Raw genomic sequence first — 16,882 nt, 5'->3', positions numbered from 1 at the left:
CGAGGACTGGGCTTGAGCCCGCCGAGGACTGGGCTTGAGCCCGCCGAGGACTGGGGCTAGCCCGCCGAGGACTGAGTCTGAGCCCGGCGACGACCTCGATCGGTACGCGTGACGTGGCGGATGGAAGCCGGTGGACGGTCGGAGCCACCTAGCTAGCGTCGGTCCGGTCTCCCCGCGGTGGACCGTGGCACCGCAGGGACGCCTCGTGCCTCGTCGGTCAGATGTGCCCGTGTCGGCTAGATACCCCTGTCGCGCCTGGGTTGGGGTGGAATCGCTGCGTCCGGTAGTGTGGTGCGGTGGACGCTCAGCGTCCGTGCATGAAGACCCTCCTGCCCCGGGAGATACCCGTGGCCGCTAGTCCAGAGGAGGTGGGGAATACACATGCGCCAGTACGAGATCATGGTGATCGTCTCCCCCGACGTCGATGACCGCCAGGTCGCCGGCATCGTGGAGAAGCCGCTCGAAGGCCTCAAGGCCGCCGGTGGCACCGTCGAGAACATTGACATCTGGGGCCGTCGTCGGCTCGCCTACGACATCCAGAAGCAGTCCGAGGGCATCTATGCGGTGCTCGATGTGACCGCTGAGCCTGACGTGGTCAAGGAACTCGATCGCCAGTACACGCTCAACGAGCAGATCATGCGGACGAAGGTCATCCGCCCCGACCTGCACAAGTGAGGTTCTTCTTCCCCAGATGTTTGCGCGGCCCTCGTTTTCGTCGGTCCGGGCTGACAGGCTGAGGAGGAGTAGGGCGCTTCGGCGTCGCAACCTCAACAACAACGTCCGACGAATCGGAGATCTGAACCAATGGCTGGTGAAACCATCATCACGCTCGTGGGCAACCTGACGGCTGACCCCGAGCTTCGCTTCACCCCGTCCGGGGCCCCGGTGGCCAACTTCACCGTCGCCTCCACTCCTCGCACGTTCGACCGTGCGACGAGCGAGTGGAAGGACGGGGACGCCATGTTCATCAACTGCTCGGTGTGGCGGCAGGCCGCGGAGAACGCAGCCGAGACCCTCACCAAGGGCATGCGGGTCATCGTCCAGGGTCGGCTGAAGAGCCGCTCCTACGAGACGCGCGAGGGTGAGCGTCGCACCGTGTTCGAGATCGAGGTCGACGAAGTCGGTCCTTCCCTGCGCTACGCGACCGCGAAGGTCAACCGCACCAGCGGTGGCGGCGGCGGTGGCTACAGCCAGCAGGGTGGCTCGGGTGGGGGCGACAACAACTGGTCGTCCAACTCGGGTCAGGGTGGTGGCGGCGGCAATCGCCAGCCCGTCAATGATCCGTGGGCTTCGGCCCAGAGCGACGAACCGCCGTTCTGATCCACCCGTTCCAACCACGTCATTCCGGCATTTGCCGGGCTCCAGAAAGAGAGCACCACAATGGCTCCACAGCGTAAGCCTGTGAACAAGAAGAAGATTGCCCCGGTCAAGTCGATCAAGATCGGCACCGTGGATTACAAGGACACCGCGACCCTGCGGAAGTTCATCTCCGAGCGTGGGAAGATCCGCGCCCGTCGGGTGACGGGTCTGTCCGTGCAGGAGCAGCGCAAGGTCGCGATCGCGATCAAGAACGCGCGCGAGCTCGCCCTGCTGCCGTACACGTCGAACGCGCGCTGAGAAAGGAAGCTGACATGAAGCTCATCCTCACCGCCGCTGTCGACCACCTCGGCATCGCTGGCGACATCGTCGAGGTCAAGGACGGCTACGGCCGCAACTACCTCCTGCCCCAGGGGTTCGCGATCCGTTGGACGCGTGGCGCCGAGAAGCAGATCGAGGGCATCAACCGTGCCCGCGAGGCCCGCACCGTCCGCGATCACGCGCACGCTGGCGAGCTCCGCACCCAGCTCGAGTCCCTGGACGTCCAGGTTCCCGCGCGGGTTTCCGCTGAGGGCAAGCTGTTCGGCGCCATCACGGCCGCCGACATCGCGTCCGCGATCAAGAAGGCCAACGGTCCTTCGGTCGACAAGCGCAACGTCGTCATCAGCAAGCCGATCAAGTCGATCGGCGAGCACAAGATCGGCGTGAAGCTGACCGAGGCCGTCACCGCGCACGTCCCGGTGAAGGTCGTCGCTGCCTGACGCACGTCGTTTCGCTGAGCGCCGGTCGCCCCATTGCGGGGTGGCCGGCGTTCGTGCGTCCCGGGGCGTCCCACACGGACGGCCGACCCCCGGGCGAGCGGCCCTCTCCTGCCCCACGTGCAGCCATCGCTCCGCAGGGGGCTGCGTCTTGTTCCTCAGGGAAGCCCTCGGCGGGCTCAGGCTCAGTCTTCGGCGGGGTGGGGCTCAGTCCTCGGCGGGCCTGCCGGGCGGCTCGAACGAGGATCCCAAGCGCAAGGAGGACGCCCAACCACGTCCATAGGGGCCCCTCGGCGAGGAACACCAGCGCCATGGCGGCGAGGATCGGGACCAGGTACAGGATCGACCACCGCATGTAGCCGCCGAAGCTCGGCATCGGGACTCCGGCGGCGTCGGCGACGGCCTTGGTCATGAAGTTGGGGCCGTTGCCGATATAGGTGATGGCACCGCACAGCACCGAACCCAAGGAGATCGCGATCAGGTAGGCCTCCGGGACGCCGGGCGCGGCTCCGATGCGCGGGTCGCCGGGGAGTTGCGCGGCCATCTCGTAGAAGGTCGCGTAGGTGGGCGCGTTGTCGAGGAAGGCCGACAGCCCGCCGGAGAACACGAAGAACGTGACCGTCGTGAGGGGAGGTGCGGGGCGATCTGCCCCAGGTAGTTCAGCGCGGGGATCATCGCGAGGAAGATCCCGATGAACAGGGCCGCCACCTCGACGATCGGCGTCCAGGTGAATTGGTTGAGTCGGAACCGTACGTCACGGCTGCCCAGCGCATAGGACGCCGCAGCGGCCGCGCCGAACACGAGTTCTCGCCATGGGACGAGGGCCGTCCAGGTTGCGTGACCGGTCTCCAGCGCGTGCAGATCGAGCGACGGGACGAAGGCGACGGCGACGATGATCGCGGCGAAGAACACGAAGTTCACGGCGCCCCGGACGCGCACCGGGGCTGCGCTGGTGGGGGCGGCGTCCGCGGAGACGGGGTCGCTGGCGTACGCCCGCGTGTCGAGCGCGTAGTAGGTGGCCAGGAGTAGCGCGTTGACGAAAAGCCACTGCGGCCACAGGCGAAGCGTCCATTCGAAGGGGACGCCGCGCAGGAATCCCAGGAACAGGGGAGGGTCGCCGAGCGGGGTGAGGAGCCCGCCGCAGTTGGCGACGATGAAGATGGTGAACACGACGGTGTGGACGCGGCGCGCGCGGTCCCGGTTGGTGTTCAGCAGCGGGCGGATGAGCAGCATGGCCGCGCCGGTCGTTCCCACGACGGACGCGATAGCACCGCCGATGGCCAGGAAGAGGGTGTTGTTGCGGGGGGTGGGGCGGATGTCGCCGTCGAGGAAGATGCCGCCGGAGACCACGAAGAGAGCCAGCAGCAGCATGATGAACTGGACGTACTCGACGAGCGCGTGGCTGACCTCGGAGCCGTGGCCGGTCAGGACGAACCATGCCGCGACCGGAAGGCCGCAGGCGAGGGCGACGAGCAGTTTGACGCCGTTGCGTTCCCAGGCGTGGGTGGTGGCGGGGATCAGCGGCAGCAGGGCGATGCACAGCAGCAGGACGACGAACGGGATGATGCTCCACCATTCCACCTGCATGTGCGTCCCTCACCCCGTGGTCGTCTGCCCCCACCATCCTCACAGGTGTGGATGCGCACGAGGGGCAGTGTGCCGCCGTGAACGATGCGCGACTCCATCTTTCCAGGTGTGGACGGTGGTGTGCAGGGAGGGGTCTTCAACGTCGGGATAGGTGTCCGGGGATCGACGCGTCGGGCCGATGCGGCTTAGGCCTCGACGCCCGGGGTGGGCTTGTGCGCGTGGAACGTGAACGCGCCCATCGCGCCTCCGGTCAGGAAGCTGGTGGGGGAGGGCCCCGCGGCGGCATCGGGGGATTCCGGTGCCGCGGGGGACGCCGTGGGGGTGTGTCCTGGCTGATTCGGCAGGACCGGTTCGCCCAGGGCGGCGAAGATGGCCTGGTCGATCTGGTCGCGTGCCTGCACGCGGTGCTTGCGCGTTTCTGGCATGTCTGAAGTCTAGAGCGCTCGGCTGTGCCCGCCCTGTGCGTGAGCCGTGGAGTCCAGGCCGGACGATCGGACCGGACAGCTGCGTGGGGAGCCGTGTAGGCTGTCGTGCAGGTTGAGGTTGGTAGTTCTTACTGCGGTTCCCGTCGGTAGAGTTTCGAGCGTCACCCCAACGCCCCCGGGACCCCGAGGGTTGAGTAACAGCATTAAAGAAGGCAGGAAACATGGCCACCGGAACCGTCAAGTGGTTCAACGCCGACAAGGGCTACGGCTTCATCTCCCCCGACGACGGCTCGTCGGATGTGTTCGCGCACTACTCCGCGATCAACTCCCGCGGGTTCCGCTCGCTGAACGAGGGCGACAAGGTTGAGTTCGAGACCGAGCAGGGCCCCAAGGGCCTGCAGGCGACGAACATCTCCCCGCTCGCCTGAGTTCAGTTCGAACCGTAGAAACGCCGCGGCCCCTCGGGGTCGCGGCGTTTCGCATCCCCCGGGGAGGGTTCTCGGCGTCGGCAGGGCAGCCCCACGGGCGTGTGGCGCTCGGCCCCTGTGATTCGTGTGGCCGGGCGTCCCGTGGCGATGGCTGCGACGGACCTTCCCCAGTGCCGCCAGATTGGACCGTTCCCTCCCCCGGACGGTCACGAGCCGCGGCACCCACCGGGAAGGGGATGCCGCGGCTCGTGCGGTGACCGTGGTTCTATTGGGAGGCGCCGACCAGCGCGTCGTCCTCCCAGGCGTCGTCCTCGGCTGAGGAGGCGTCGTAGTTGGTGTCCTTGGTCTCCCGCGACAGCACGAGCGAGATGAGCGTCAGAACGCTGGCGCCGGCCAGGTACAGGCCGACGAGGAGGGTGCTACCGCCGGCCTGCGCCCACAGGGCCACCGCGATGATCGGGGCGAGGGCCGCACCCAGGATGCTGGACACGTTGTAGGCGATGGCCGACCCGGTGTAGCGCACGTTGGTGGGGAACAGTTCGGGCAGGATCGCCCCCATCGGTCCGAAGGTGACGCCCATCAGCGTGAACCCGAGGATCAGGAACGCCTGGGTGAGAGCGCCGGTGAACATCGGGTCGGGACGCAGGCTCAGGAACAGCGGGAAGCTCAGGCCGAACACGATGATGGCCACGGTGACCCAGATGAGCAGGCGACGACGTCCGATGCTGTCGGCGACGGGGCCAGACAGCAGCGTGAAGATGCCGAAGAACACCACGCCGATGATCTGCATGAGCACGAAGTTGATGTAGCTGATCCCCAGGCCGCCGGGCTGGGCCGTCTGGGCCGCCGTCCCGTAGGTCAGCGTGAAGCTCGTCATCAGGTAGAACAAGACGTAGGTCGCCAGCATGATGAACGTGCCGAGGATCACCTCGCGCCAGTGCAGCCGGAACGTGTCGCCCAGCGGCAGCTTGCGGATCGCGCCACGCTTCTCGGCGACGTTGAACGCCTGGGATTCGACCAGCTTCAGCCGGACCCACAGGCCGACGATCACCATGACGGCGGAGAACAGGAACGGGATCCGCCAGCCCCACGTCAGAAACGCCTCGGACTTGAGCAGGGTGTCGTCGGGGTGCGGCAGTGCGTAGTTGATGATCAGGAACAGCCCATTGGCGATGATGAAGCCGAGCGGGGCGCCCAACTGCGGGAAGGTGCCGTACCAGGCGCGCTTGCCCTTCGGGGCGTTCTCTGTGGCGACCAGCGCCGCGCCGGACCATTCCCCGCCCAGTGCGAAGCCCTGCGCGAGGCGGAGCACCAGGAGCAGGATCGGGGCGATGACGCCCGCGGTGTGGAAGGTCGGAAGCAGGCCGATCAGGAAAGTGGCCACGCCCATGGTGATCAGGCTGATCACCAGTGTCGTCTTGCGGCCGCGGCGGTCGCCCAGGTGGCCGAAGACGATGGCCCCGATCGGACGGGCGATCATCGCCGCCCCGAACACCGCGAACGACGCGATGAGCGCCGTGGTCGCGTTGCCGCTGGGGAAGAAGAGCTGGGGGAAGACGAGGACGGCCGCCGTGGCGTACACGTAGAAGTCGTAGAACTCGATCGTCGTGCCGACGAGGCTGGCGGTGATGACGCGGGCCGGCGAGTTCAGCGGGGCGGGCGGGGAGGCTGTGTTGGCTGTCATGAAGTTCTGATATCTCCTTTGCGGCCCCCCATTGTTCTCCTGTGAGACGAGCCGTCTCGAACAGTGGTCACAGCGTGGGATGGTCAGAACGGAGCGGCGTCCTCGTCCTGGTCGGCTTCCTGCTCCTCCGGGGGGATCGGTGAGCCGGGCAGGCGTGCGATCAGTTCCGCGCCGCCCTCAGGGGCGTGACCGGCTTTGACCCACCCGCCATGCGCCTGAATCGTCTGCGCGACGATCGAGAGGCCCAGGCCCGACCCCGTCGTCGCGCGGGCGTGCTCCGAACGGTAGAACCGCTCGAACACGTGGGGGAGGTCCTCGTCGGCGATGCCCGGGCCCTCGTCGGCGACGCGCAGCCGGTCGCCGATCAACTCCACCGTGATGGTTCCGCCGGCGGGGGAGAACTTCACCGCGTTGTCGAGCAGGTTCGTCACCGCCCGCTCCAGGGCGTCAGGCTCCCCGACGAGATACAGCGGATCCAGGCGGACCCGCCAACTCAGGCCGGGGCCGCGACGCTTCACCCGGTCGAGCGCGTGGTGAATGATCTCGCGCAGATCGACCGCCTCAGGGGCAGGCTGCACCGTCTCCTCGCGGGAGAGTTGCACCAGATCCCCGACGAGCTGGGTGAACTCGCCCAGCTGGGCGGCGACATCGCGCAGGATCTCGCTGCGAGCACCGTCAGGCAACATGCCCTGCCGCTCGTCGGCGACCAGCAGTTCGACGTTCGTACGCATCGACGTGAGCGGGGTGCGCAGTTCGTGTCCGGCGTCCGCGATCAGGCGGCGCTGCCGTTCACGTGAACTCTCCAGCGCCTTGAGCATCCGGTTGAACGTCTGGCCGAGGTCGGCGATCTCGTCGTCGCCACGGATCTCGACGGGGGTCAGCTTGTTCGTCGCCGCGATCGACAAGACGGCGTCGGACAGCTGCCGGATCGGCTGTAACCCCGACTTGGCGATCACGTAACCGATAGCGGCCGCGATCGCCGCGCCGACACCGCCGAACACGAGCAGCGACAGCCCGGTCGTCTGCAGGATCGCCAGCGTGGGCGCCAAGGGACGCCCCACCACCAGCGCGTAATGCTGCTGCTGGTCCACGAGCGGGACCGCCACGATGCGCGTGAGGCCCCCTGCCGAGTTGACGCCGGTACGCGACGACCACCCCTGCGAGGTCCGGGCGACCGTCAACTCGTCAGGGCCGAGTTCCAAGGTCACCTGGCGTCCCGGCATGGCGATGGTGTGATTGTCCGAGCGCACCAGCATCACGATGACGTTGGCGGCCCGCCAGGTGGAGGTGTCGATGCCACCCATGTTCTCCAGGTCCTCGGCCAAGGCGCCTGACGTGATGTTGGCGACGTCGACGAGCTCGGCGTCCAGCTGGTTGTAAACGGTGACGAGCGTCAGCGCGTAGGCGGCCACCCCCGTCACCGCGACCGCAGTCGCGATGGCGATGGCGATGGCGATGGCTAGCCGCTGCTGCAACGAGCGGTTGGCCGAGGAGAAGAAGGCCCGGATCCGCTTCACGAGCCCAGGCTCACGGCGCCGACTCACGCAACACGTAGCCGATCCCACGCACCGTGTGGATCAGCCGGGAACCCCCGTCGACCTCGGTCTTGCGCCGCAGGTAGCCGATGTAGACCTCCAGGGAGTTCGCCGTGGTCGGGAACTCGAAGCCCCACACCTCGTTCAGCAGCCAGGAACGCTCCAGCACACGGCGCGGATTCTCCATGAACGTCTGCAACAGGGCGAACTCGGTGCGTGTGAGCGCGATCCGCTTGCCGTCCCGGGTGACCTCCCGGGTGCCCAGGTCCAAGCGCAGATCCTCGAACGACAGCACCTCACCGGCGGTGGCCGGGGCGTCGTCGGACTCAGGGCGGCTGCGGCGGGTCAGGGCCCGCAGCCGGGCCATCAACTCGTCCAGGGCGAACGGCTTGGCCATGTAGTCGTCGGCGCCCGCGTCCAGGCCGTCGACACGGTCCCCGACGGCATCGCGCGCCGTCAACACGAGAATCGGAACGTCGTTGCCCTGCTGGCGCAGCATGCGGGTCGTCTCCAGGCCATCCAGCCGCGGCATCATGACATCCATCACCACCGCGTCGACGCGGTGGGAGGACAGGTGGGCGAGCGCCTCGATCCCGTCGCTGACTGCAGACACCTCGTAACCGCTGTACTGCAGCGAGCGTTTCAGCGAGTCTCGGACGGCCTGGTCGTCGTCCACCACGAGGATCTGCATGCGGTCATCCTAACGGCGCAGGCTCGTAGCCCGAGCGAGGATCCCCGGCATCGCCGCCTCCAGAGCGGCCAAGGTGTCCTCGAAACCGTCGGCCTCCCCATACCAGGGATCCGGGACGCCGGACCCGGGCTCGGCATCCGGGTCGAAGTCGGTGAGCAGCGCGAGATGGTCCGCTCCCGGGGCAAGCTTGCGCATGCGGTCGACGTGGAGGGGCTCGAGGCCGATGACCAGATCGGCGTCCGCGATCTCGGCCGCGGTGATCCGGTGGGCGCGGTGCCCGGAGGCGTCGTAGCCGTGCCGGGTGAGCACGGCGCGGGCGCGCGGGTCGATCGGGTTGCCCGTCTCCTCCGAGGACACCCCCGCCGACGTGAAGACGATGCCGTCATGATGCTTCGCGGACGCCTGGGCGCGAGCGATGCGCTCGGCCATCGGGGAGCGGCAGATGTTCCCCCAGCAGACGAACACCACGGAGACGGGCGCGTTGGCGTCCGTCACGAATGGACCTCGCCGCGACGGCCGACGAACGAGTTGAGAACGAAACTGACGATGGAGACCATCAGTGCGCCCCAGAAGGCCGACCAGAAACCGTCCACGCCCCACGGGACGCCGAACTGGGCGCACACCCATGAGGTGAGCATCAGCAGGGCGGCGTTGATGATGAGGAGGAAGAATCCGAGCGTCAACAGGAGCAGCGGTGACGTGACGAAGACGAAGAGCGGCTTGACCAGGGCGTTGACCAGGCCGAAGATCGCGGCGACCAGCAAGATGGTGAGGGCGGCGTTCGCGGGGCTGCCCGTGACGTCGAGCCAGATGCCCGGCAGGAGCCAGGTGGCGACGCCGAGGGACAGGGCGCTGACCAAGAATCGAAGGATCACCCCACTAGTTTTCCACGTACGGCACAATGATCACTTCCGGGATCTACCCTGCTGCGCCCTGAGACACGCCGCGGGTCCCCGGTGATGAGAAAGGCAGACGCGCGTGGGCGAGTTGACCGGTCGGGATTTCCTGAAGGAGGTCGACTTCACTCCCGACGAGTGGGGTCACCTCGTGGAGCTCACCGGAGCGCTGAAGTCGGCCCGCCGCGAAGGGCGCGAGGAGCAGCGGTTGCGCGGCATGAACTTCGCGCTCATCTTCGAGAAGAGCTCCACCCGGACGCGGGCCGCCTTCGAGGTCGGCGCCCGTCAGCAAGGGGCGCACACCACCTACCTGGATCCGTCGGGGGCCCACATCGGATCGAAGGAGTCCGCCGCCGACACGGCGCTCGTCCTGGAGCGCATGTACGACGGCATCGAGTTCCGCGGCAACTCCCAAGACACGGTGGAGGCGCTCGCTGAGCACGCCTCCATTCCGGTGTGGAACGGGCTGACCGACGAGTGGCACCCCACGCAGGCGCTGTGCGATGCATTCACGATGGTCGAATCCGCGGGACGCCCGGCACGGGATCTGTCCTTCGCCTACCTGGGGGATGCCCGCTACAACACGGGTAACTCGATGCTGACGATGGGCGCGATGATGGGCATGGACGTCCGGATGGTCGCCCCGCCCGAGTTCGCCCCCTCTCAGGCCCGCGTCGAGTTGGCCCGTGAGATCGCGGCCAGCACCGGGGCGCGGATCACGATCACCGACGACATCGAGGCCGGCGTGGCGGGTGTCGACTTCGTGCACACCGACGTGTGGGTGTCGATGGGGGAGCCGCACGGCGTCTGGGCCGAGCGATGCCGGATCCTGGCGCCCTACCGGGTCACGGCGCAGGTGATGGGGCTGGCAGCGTCCGAGGCCAAGTTCATGCACTGCCTGCCGGCCTTCCACGATCTCGAGACGTCCACGGCGCGCCTGGTGCACGATCTGACGGGCATGCGCGAGCTGGAGGTCAGCGACGAGGTGTTCACCTCCGAGGCGTCCATCGTCTTCGACCAGGCCGAGAACCGACTCCACTCCATCAAGGCCGTCATGGTGGCCACCGCCTCCTGAGGCGTTCGCGCGCCCGTCCCGGCCCATCACCGCCCGTCTATCCGGCACCCGCCGCCCATCCATCCGGCGCCCGCTGGCCCGCCGAGGACTGAGCATCCGTGCGCCGAAGACTGAGCTCGAGTCCGCCGAGGACTGGGGCTAAGCCCGCCGAGGACTGAGCTTGAGCGCCGCGAGGACTCAGGACAGACACCAGGCGGGCAGGTGGGCTCAGAGCCTGCGCTACTGCGGCGGCAGCGCGCCGATACCCACCAGCCAGGCGCGGCTGTCGGCGTCGCTGACCCACAGGTGTGCTTTCCAGCCCGCTCGCAGCGCCGCCGCAACGTTCAGGGCGTTGTCGTCAATGAAGGCGATCTCCTCAGGATCGGTCTGGGTGCCCTCCTCGACCCGGGTGTAGATGGCTGGGTTGGGCTTCACGATCCCCATGGACGCCGACACGAACCATAGGTCCGCATCCTGGGCGTAGTCGGCGTCCGCGAACGCCAGGTCGACGCTGAACGGGGCATTGCTCAGCACCGCAACCGTGCGTCCGAAAGCGCGGACGTCACGCAACAAGGCCCGGGCTTCGGGACGCATGACAGCCCACAGTTGGGCGTCCAGCCGGGCCAGCCGATCCACCATTTCGGGGGTGGTGGGTTTGCCGAGTGCGGCGAGGACCGGGGTCCAGTAGTCGGCGTCCGACGCGCCCGCGTCGTAGGCCGTGCGTCCGGCCCAGTACACGCGGGCGTAGTCGTCCGGGGGCACATCCAGCAGCGCGGACGCCTCCTCGATCACCCCCGTTCCTGACGCGAGAACCTGGCCGAAATCGAAGACGACGGTGCGGATCATGGCGTCAGTCTGTCAGCCTCACGCAGTTGGGTGCCTGCTCGGGGGTCCACTGGCCCGGAGAACCGCTCCGCAAGCCTGCCCGGGTCGCAGAGCTGCAGCAGAATCCACGCAGAAGTGCCTCCAGCGGGATGCCCCTCAGTCCTCGGCGGACTCAGCCCCAGTCTTCGGCAGGTTCAGGCTCAGTCCTGGGCGGACTCAGGCTCAGTCCTCGGCGGACTCAGGCTCAGTCCTGGGCGGACTCAGGCTCAGTCCTCGGTGCGCACAAGCTCAGTCCTCGGTGCACGCAACCTCAGTCCTGGGCGTGAGGAGCCTCAGTCCTCGGCGGGGGCGGGAACTCGGGGGACGACGGAGGGTCGGGGGTCGTGGGAGGGGCGGCGGATGTGTCCTCGGGCCCCGACGCGGCGTAGGCGGCGCTGAGGGTTCGATACGGGCGGGACGCGAGCGCAGCGACGGTGATCGCCAGGCCGACGATGCTGGTCAGCAGGAATACGAGCGCGATGCCGCGGGCGTGGCCCTCGCCCAGCAGCCAACTCCACTGGGCCTGCCCCTGGGGTGTGTTCATGTACGGGATCAGCCAGAACTCGGCGATGGGGCCGATCAGGAACGAACTGAACGGGGCGGCCGCCAACTCGATGGACTGGGCGAAACCGAACACTCGACCCTGCTTGGGCAACGGGACGACGCGTTGCAGGACGGTCTGCTCGGCCGCTTCGGCGAAGGGGATGATCGCCATGTAGATGAGCATCCCGACGATCAGGAACCAGATCGACTCGCGGATCGCGAACGTGCCACCGATGATCCACATGGCGACGTTGGCCAGCAGGAGGGCCCGCAGGGGCCGCGTCCCCAGGCCCACTTTGGCGATGACGGCGCCGCCGATGATGAAGCCGATCCCGACGAAGCCGAACACGATGCCCCACGCCTCGACGGAGACCAGCGACAGGCCGTACGGATCCAGCAGGGCCATGTAGACGCCGCCGATGAGGTTGTTGAACGTCGAGAACACGATCAGCCAGATCAGGGCGGGCACCTCGCGGATCGCCCCCCAAGCGCCCGCGAAGTCCACCTTCTTGGGGGCGCCTTCCGCATGCACGATCTCCGGTTCTGGGATCGCGACGGTCACCATGTGCGCCAGCGAGCCGGCGGTGAGCACCAGCGAGATGATCAGCGACGTGGTCATGCCGAGTTGCCCGATGGCCAGCCCGGCGATCACTGACGTGATCATGAAACCCAGCCCGCCGACCATGCCCACCAGGCCGTTGGCCTTGGCGCGTTCGGAGTCGGGCACGAGCAAGGTGACGACGGTGCCCAGGGCGATCCCGCGGGCGGACTCCATGATGGCGCCCGTGAGCAGCAGCAGGACGAAGGCGACGAAGGGGAACGACCCGATGGTGAGTAGCTGCTCGCGAGGGGAGAGGAAGTAGACGATCGCGGCGAGGGCGAAGAACACGGCGGTCACGCTCTGGGAGACGACCATGACGCGTTTCTTGCGCGTCCGGTCGATCCAGCTGCCGAACGGGACGCCGAACAGCGCCATGCCGAGCATGTATGACCCGCCGAGGATGGCGGTGACGAGCACGTTGCGCGTCTCCAGGTACATCCAGAACGTGACGCAGTACCACAGGAAGCTGGTGGTGATGTTGGCGATGAGGGTGTTGACGAGGACAGCGCGGAAGCTGCGCTGACGAGGGTCCGAGACCATCGGGCTCCCTTGGAAGACGACGCGAAGCGCCGTCAGTCTATGGGGTGCTTCCCTTCTCGTCCGCCCTGACCAGGGCGGTTCAGGGGCGCTCCAGGGGCCGCAGCGCCGGTGGGAGGCAGCGGCGCGCCGCGACGAATTCCTACCTACGGTTACGTAACTGTATGCTCGGGGGTGTGATCGAACCTCTCGACCCCGACGCCACCGAATCGGTGGTGACCCCCGGGGGCACCCGGATCGTCCGCAGCGAAGAGTTCATCCAGCTCCTCACCCCCGAGGGGGAGCGGGTGGACGCCGATGGCTTCAGCTACGACCACGACGACGCCACCCTGGCGGCCAACCTGCGTCACATGGTGCTCGGTCGCCGCTTCGACGCCGAGGCGACCGCTCTGCAACGCAAGGGCCAACTGGGGCTGTGGCCGCCGTCGCTGGGCCAAGAAGCCGCCCAGGTTGGCTCCGGAGCCGCCGTAGCAGCCCTCGACGAGGTGTTCCCCAGCTACCGCGAGCACGCGGTGGCACTGATGCGGGGCATCGACCCCCTTGACATGCTCAAGACGATGCGCGGCACCGCCATGGTCGACTGGGACTCGGTCGACGCCCGGTTCCACCTGTACTCCTTCGTGATCGGCACCCAGTCCCTGCACGCCGTCGGCTACGCGATGGGCATGCAGCGCGACGGCATCGTCGGCAACCCCGACCCGGCCGACAACGGCGCCGTCCTGGTCTACTTCGGTGACGGCGCCACCAGCCAAGGCGACGTGAGCGAGGCGCTGGTGTTCGCCGCGTCCTACCAGGCACCGGTCGTGTTCTTCGTGCAGAACAACCAGTGGGCGATCTCGGAGCCCATTGAACGCCAAAGCCGGATCCCGCTGTACCGGCGGGCCACGGGCTTCGGGATCCCCAGCCTGCGCGTCGACGGCAACGACGTGCTCGCCGTCCAGGCCGTCACCGAATGGGCGCTGGATCGCGCCCGACGCGGCGAGGGCCCCACCTTCATCGAGGCGTTCACCTACCGGATGGGCGCCCACACCACCTCGGATGACCCCACCAAGTACCGCGAGCGGGCCGAGGAAGAGCAATGGCGGGCCAAGGATCCGATCGCCCGGGTACGCACCTACCTGTTGCGCACCGGCGCCATCGACCAGGCGTGGCTGGACGCGCTGGACGCCGAATCCGAGGCGCTGGGCGTCCGCATTCGCGAGGGCTGCCTGGAGTTGCCCAACCCCGTCCTGGAGGACTACTGGGATCGCGTCTACGCCCAGACCCCGCCCGGACTGGTGGCCCAGCGGGAGGCATACCTGGCCTATGAGGCGTCATTCGAGGGAGACCAGGCCTGATGACCGAGACCATGACCATGGCCAAGGCGCTCAACGCGGGCCTGCGCCGCGCGCTGGAAGCCGACCCGAAAGTGCTGCTGGCGGGCGAGGACATTGGGCAGTTGGGCGGGGTATTCCGGATCACCGAGCACCTCCAACGCGACTTCGGGCCTGAGCGGGTCGTCGACTCGCCGCTGGCCGAGTCGGGCATCGTCGGCACCGCGCTCGGCCTGGCGCTGCGCGGCTACCGGCCCGTCGTCGAGATCCAGTTCGACGGCTTCGTCTACCCGGCCTTCGACCAGATCGTCTCCCAGGTCTCCCGGATGCGGTTCCGATCGATGGGGCGCCTCAGCGTCCCGATGGTGATCCGGATCCCCACCGGCGGCGGCATCGGCGCCATCGAGCACCACTCCGAATCGCCCGAGGCCTACTTCGCGCACACGCCCGGCCTGGTCGTCGTCTCCCCGTCGACGCCGCTGGACGCCTACTGGATGATCCAGCAGGCGGTCGCCTCCGACGACCCGGTGATCTTCTTCGAACCCAAGCGCCGCTACCACGAGAAGGGCGAGGTCGACCTGTCCGCCCCGCCGCTTCCCCTGGACGCCGCCCGCGTCGTCCTGGACGGCACCGACGCCACCCTCATCACGTACGGTCCGATGGTGAAGACCTGCGTGGAGGCCGCGCTCGCCGCCTCCGCCGAAGGACGCTCGCTGGAGGTCATCGACCTGCGCAGCCTCTCCCCGCTCGATGACGCCGTGCTGCGGGCGTCGGTGGAGAAGACCGGACGCGCCATCGTCGTCCACGAGGCGGTCCGCTCTGGCGGGCTCGGCGGCGAGATCGCCGCCCGGCTCCAGGAAGCCTGCTTCTACTCCCTCGAGGCGCCCGTGCTGCGCGTCACCGGTTACGACATGCCCTACCCGCCCAGCCGCGTCGAGAAGAACTACCTGCCCGACCTGGACCGCATCCTGGATGCGGTCGACCGCTCGATGGCCCGCTGAGCCCCACGAAACGGAGAACTCCATGTTCGAGATGACGCTGCCCGACCCGGGCGAAGGCCTGCTGGAGGCCGAGATCACCCAGTGGCTCGTCGCCCCCGGCGACGAGGTGGCCGTCAACGACGTCGTGGTGGAGATCGAGACCGCCAAGTCGCTGGTGGAACTCCCCGCCCCCGTCGCCGGACGCGTCGCCGCCCTGCATGCCGAGGTCGGCACCATGGTGGCGGTCGGCTCGGTCATCATGACCATCGCCGAACCCGGGGGCGATCCTGGCGGCGCGCAGTCCCCGTCCGGGGCCACCGCCATGAGCCAGGCTGAGGCGAACGACCCGGCCGCCGACGCCCCGGCCCCCGCCGCAGGAGGGACCGCTCCCGCCGCAGGAGGGCGAGGCGCGGAGCCTGTACCCGCCGCGGACGAGGTGCTGCAGGGACGCATCGAGACCGGCGACGCGCCCTCCGCACCCCCGAACGCGCCGGAGTCCGCGACCCCGGCTCCCTCCTCGGGCGCGATGCTCGTCGGCTACGGGGCCTCGGCCGCGCAGGTGGCGCGGCGTCCTCGCAAGGGTGTCCCGGCCCAGCCTGGCCCCGAGTCCGAGCAGGTGCACGAGTCCTACGGGCTGGACGATGCGCCCGCCCACAAGGTGGAAGAGGTGTACCCGACGGCACCGGTCCGCGACGAGGCGGTCGAGCCGCCGCTGCCAAGTCCCGAGGCGGGAGCGCGTCCCAGTCGCGCCGTCGACCCGGTGGGGAGGCCGTTGGCCAAGCCCGCCGTGAGGCGGCTGGCCCGCGATCTCGGCATCGACCTGGCCCAGATCGCCGGAACCGGCGCGGGCGGCGTCATCACCCCCCACGACGTCGCCCAGGCCGCGGCAGGAGAGGCGTCGGGACGCCGGGGCGACACCCGCATCCCGCTGCGCGGCGTCCGGCGGCAGATGGTCCAGGCCATGCAGGCGTCCCTGCAGGTGCCGCAGGCGTCGGTGTGGATGGACGTCGACGTCACCGAGACGGTCGCGTTGATCGATCAACTCAAGCAACGCCGCGAGTTCGCCGGGTTGCGCGTCTCCCCGATCGTGGTGCTCGCCAAGGCGGTGTGCCTGGCGATGGCCAAGCATCCCGAGGTCAACTCCAGCCTGGATCTGGGACGCGATGAGATCGTCGTCCACCCGGACGTGAACCTCGGCATCGCGGCGGCCACCCGGCGGGGGCTGGTCGTCCCCAACATCAAGGCGGCCAACGACCTCAACCTGCTGGAACTCGCCCACGCGCTCAACGATCTGGTCAGCAAGGTGCGGGAGGGGCGGATCACCCCGGCGGACGCCTCGCACGGCACGTTCACGATCACGAACGTCGGCGTGTTCGGCGTCGAGGGCGGCACCCCGATCCTCAACCCGAACGAGTCCGCGATCCTGTGCCTGGGCACCTTCAACCGGCGTCCGTGGGTGGTCGGCGAGGGCGCCGAGGAGCGCATGGTGATCCGCTCGGTGGCAAAGCTGACCCTGACCATCGACCACCGCGTCCTCGACGGCGAACAGGCGTCCCGGTTCCTGGCCGACGTGGCCACGATCCTCACCGACCCGGGTCTCTCGCTCCTGTTCTGACCCCGTCCGCCTCACCCCGCCGAGGACTGAGCCTTACCCCGCCGAGGACTGAGG

19 protein-coding genes are annotated in these 16,882 nt (G+C 68.3%); 9 read left to right on the top strand and 10 right to left on the bottom strand.

The features are described 5' to 3' along the window. Positions 1–381: 381 nt before the first annotated feature. From rpsF to rplI, 4 genes are all read left to right on the top strand, one after another. Entirely contained in the window at positions 382–675 is a 294-nt protein-coding gene (rpsF, locus tag V7E09_RS09290) for a 30S ribosomal protein S6 (protein WP_324510770.1), read from the top strand. 129 nt (positions 676–804) lie between these two features. Then, positions 805–1,320 (top strand): single-stranded DNA-binding protein, encoded by a 516-nt coding sequence (locus V7E09_RS09285; RefSeq protein ID WP_324510771.1) that lies wholly within the window; start codon positions 805–807, stop codon positions 1,318–1,320. Positions 1,321–1,380: 60 nt separating this feature from the next. After that, positions 1,381–1,617 (top strand): 30S ribosomal protein S18, encoded by a 237-nt coding sequence (gene rpsR / locus V7E09_RS09280; RefSeq protein ID WP_129459504.1) that lies wholly within the window; start codon positions 1,381–1,383, stop codon positions 1,615–1,617. A gap of 14 nt (positions 1,618–1,631) precedes the next feature. Further along, positions 1,632–2,078, top strand: a complete 447-nt coding sequence (gene rplI / locus V7E09_RS09275) for a 50S ribosomal protein L9 (RefSeq protein ID WP_324510772.1) — start codon at positions 1,632–1,634, stop codon at positions 2,076–2,078. Here rplI and V7E09_RS09270 read toward each other — a convergent pair. The 3 genes from V7E09_RS09270 to V7E09_RS09260 all read right to left on the bottom strand — a co-directional run bounded on the left by V7E09_RS09270 (position 2,041) and on the right by V7E09_RS09260 (position 4,087). Continuing rightward, positions 2,041–2,667 (bottom strand): sodium:proton antiporter, encoded by a 627-nt coding sequence (locus V7E09_RS09270; RefSeq protein ID WP_324523290.1) that lies wholly within the window; start codon positions 2,665–2,667, stop codon positions 2,041–2,043. The genes rplI and V7E09_RS09270 overlap by 38 nt on opposite strands. Continuing rightward, entirely contained in the window at positions 2,553–3,662 is a 1,110-nt protein-coding gene (locus V7E09_RS09265) for a sodium:proton antiporter (RefSeq protein WP_324523288.1), read from the bottom strand. Before V7E09_RS09265 ends, V7E09_RS09270 begins: the two co-directional genes overlap by 115 nt. 185 nt (positions 3,663–3,847) lie before the next feature. Then, positions 3,848–4,087, bottom strand: a complete 240-nt coding sequence (locus V7E09_RS09260) for a hypothetical protein (RefSeq protein ID WP_324510774.1) — start codon at positions 4,085–4,087, stop codon at positions 3,848–3,850. Positions 4,088–4,308: 221 nt separating this feature from the next. Here V7E09_RS09260 and V7E09_RS09255 point away from each other — a divergent pair, with 221 nt between their 5' ends. Further along, positions 4,309–4,515 carry a cold-shock protein gene (locus V7E09_RS09255; RefSeq protein ID WP_324510775.1) on the top strand — a complete coding sequence of 69 codons (207 nt, stop codon included), beginning with the start codon at positions 4,309–4,311 and terminating at the stop codon, positions 4,513–4,515. A gap of 265 nt (positions 4,516–4,780) precedes the next feature. Here V7E09_RS09255 and V7E09_RS09250 read toward each other — a convergent pair whose 3' ends face one another. The 5 genes from V7E09_RS09250 to V7E09_RS09230 form a co-directional block, all read right to left on the bottom strand. Beyond that, positions 4,781–6,199: an MFS transporter gene (locus tag V7E09_RS09250; protein WP_324510776.1), complete on the bottom strand. Its 1,419-nt coding sequence runs from the start codon at positions 6,197–6,199 to the stop codon at positions 4,781–4,783. Positions 6,200–6,282: 83 nt separating this feature from the next. Beyond that, positions 6,283–7,716, bottom strand: coding sequence for a sensor histidine kinase (locus V7E09_RS09245; RefSeq protein ID WP_324510777.1), 1,434 nt, complete (start codon positions 7,714–7,716; stop codon positions 6,283–6,285). Positions 7,717–7,726: 10 nt separating this feature from the next. After that, positions 7,727–8,425, bottom strand: a complete 699-nt coding sequence (locus V7E09_RS09240) for a response regulator transcription factor (protein ID WP_324510778.1) — start codon at positions 8,423–8,425, stop codon at positions 7,727–7,729. A gap of 9 nt (positions 8,426–8,434) precedes the next feature. Then, entirely contained in the window at positions 8,435–8,920 is a 486-nt protein-coding gene (locus tag V7E09_RS09235; protein ID WP_442956865.1) for a low molecular weight protein-tyrosine-phosphatase, read from the bottom strand. Then, positions 8,917–9,300 carry a phage holin family protein gene (locus V7E09_RS09230; RefSeq protein WP_324510779.1) on the bottom strand — a complete coding sequence of 128 codons (384 nt, stop codon included), beginning with the start codon at positions 9,298–9,300 and terminating at the stop codon, positions 8,917–8,919. The genes V7E09_RS09235 and V7E09_RS09230 overlap by 4 nt, the downstream gene beginning before the upstream one ends. 103 nt (positions 9,301–9,403) lie before the next feature. Here V7E09_RS09230 and argF point away from each other — a divergent pair, with 103 nt between their 5' ends. Next, positions 9,404–10,396 carry an ornithine carbamoyltransferase gene (gene argF / locus V7E09_RS09225; RefSeq protein ID WP_324510780.1) on the top strand — a complete coding sequence of 331 codons (993 nt, stop codon included), beginning with the start codon at positions 9,404–9,406 and terminating at the stop codon, positions 10,394–10,396. Between the two features lie 219 nt (positions 10,397–10,615). On the opposite strand, the gene V7E09_RS09220 is transcribed toward argF, so the two are convergent. Next, positions 10,616–11,221, bottom strand: a complete 606-nt coding sequence (locus tag V7E09_RS09220; protein WP_324510781.1) for an HAD-IA family hydrolase — start codon at positions 11,219–11,221, stop codon at positions 10,616–10,618. Between the two features lie 289 nt (positions 11,222–11,510). After that, entirely contained in the window at positions 11,511–12,923 is a 1,413-nt protein-coding gene (locus V7E09_RS09215) for an MFS transporter (protein WP_324510782.1), read from the bottom strand. Positions 12,924–13,096: 173 nt separating this feature from the next. On the opposite strand from V7E09_RS09215, the gene pdhA reads away from it, so the two are divergent. The 3 genes from pdhA to V7E09_RS09200 are packed head-to-tail and all read left to right on the top strand — an operon-like array spanning position 13,097 to position 16,828. Next, positions 13,097–14,257, top strand: a complete 1,161-nt coding sequence (gene pdhA / locus V7E09_RS09210; protein WP_324510783.1) for a pyruvate dehydrogenase (acetyl-transferring) E1 component subunit alpha — start codon at positions 13,097–13,099, stop codon at positions 14,255–14,257. Beyond that, a complete protein-coding gene (locus tag V7E09_RS09205) occupies positions 14,257–15,234 on the top strand; it encodes an alpha-ketoacid dehydrogenase subunit beta (protein ID WP_324510784.1) in 978 nt (325 codons plus the stop codon). The genes pdhA and V7E09_RS09205 overlap by 1 nt, the downstream gene beginning before the upstream one ends. A gap of 22 nt (positions 15,235–15,256) precedes the next feature. Continuing rightward, positions 15,257–16,828, top strand: coding sequence for a 2-oxo acid dehydrogenase subunit E2 (locus V7E09_RS09200; protein WP_442956864.1), 1,572 nt, complete (start codon positions 15,257–15,259; stop codon positions 16,826–16,828). Positions 16,829–16,882: the final 54 nt, after the last annotated feature.

This window comes from Propioniciclava sp. (assembly GCF_036744435.1).
In the GTDB taxonomy this organism is placed as follows: domain Bacteria; phylum Actinomycetota; class Actinomycetes; order Propionibacteriales; family Propionibacteriaceae; genus Propioniciclava.
The sequence above is the reverse complement of the archived record's forward strand: the minus strand, read 5'-3'. Positions and strand labels throughout refer to the sequence as shown.

What these genes read in the sequence shown, in the direction of transcription:
- V7E09_RS09200 (WP_442956864.1), top strand. Translation starts at nt 15,257, where the DNA reads ATGTTCGAGATGACGCTGCCCGACCCGGGCGAAGGCCTGCTGGAGGCC.
- V7E09_RS09250 (WP_324510776.1), bottom strand. Translation starts at nt 6,199, where the DNA reads ATGACAGCCAACACAGCCTCCCCGCCCGCCCCGCTGAACTCGCCGGCC.
- V7E09_RS09260 (WP_324510774.1), bottom strand. Translation starts at nt 4,087, where the DNA reads ATGCCAGAAACGCGCAAGCACCGCGTGCAGGCACGCGACCAGATCGAC.
- V7E09_RS09205 (WP_324510784.1), top strand. Translation starts at nt 14,257, where the DNA reads ATGACCGAGACCATGACCATGGCCAAGGCGCTCAACGCGGGCCTGCGC.
- rplI (WP_324510772.1), top strand. Translation starts at nt 1,632, where the DNA reads ATGAAGCTCATCCTCACCGCCGCTGTCGACCACCTCGGCATCGCTGGC.
- rpsR (WP_129459504.1), top strand. Translation starts at nt 1,381, where the DNA reads ATGGCTCCACAGCGTAAGCCTGTGAACAAGAAGAAGATTGCCCCGGTC.
- V7E09_RS09220 (WP_324510781.1), bottom strand. Translation starts at nt 11,221, where the DNA reads ATGATCCGCACCGTCGTCTTCGATTTCGGCCAGGTTCTCGCGTCAGGA.
- V7E09_RS09215 (WP_324510782.1), bottom strand. Translation starts at nt 12,923, where the DNA reads ATGGTCTCGGACCCTCGTCAGCGCAGCTTCCGCGCTGTCCTCGTCAAC.
- V7E09_RS09255 (WP_324510775.1), top strand. Translation starts at nt 4,309, where the DNA reads ATGGCCACCGGAACCGTCAAGTGGTTCAACGCCGACAAGGGCTACGGC.
- V7E09_RS09285 (WP_324510771.1), top strand. Translation starts at nt 805, where the DNA reads ATGGCTGGTGAAACCATCATCACGCTCGTGGGCAACCTGACGGCTGAC.
- V7E09_RS09265 (WP_324523288.1), bottom strand. Translation starts at nt 3,662, where the DNA reads ATGCAGGTGGAATGGTGGAGCATCATCCCGTTCGTCGTCCTGCTGCTG.
- rpsF (WP_324510770.1), top strand. Translation starts at nt 382, where the DNA reads ATGCGCCAGTACGAGATCATGGTGATCGTCTCCCCCGACGTCGATGAC.
- V7E09_RS09240 (WP_324510778.1), bottom strand. Translation starts at nt 8,425, where the DNA reads ATGCAGATCCTCGTGGTGGACGACGACCAGGCCGTCCGAGACTCGCTG.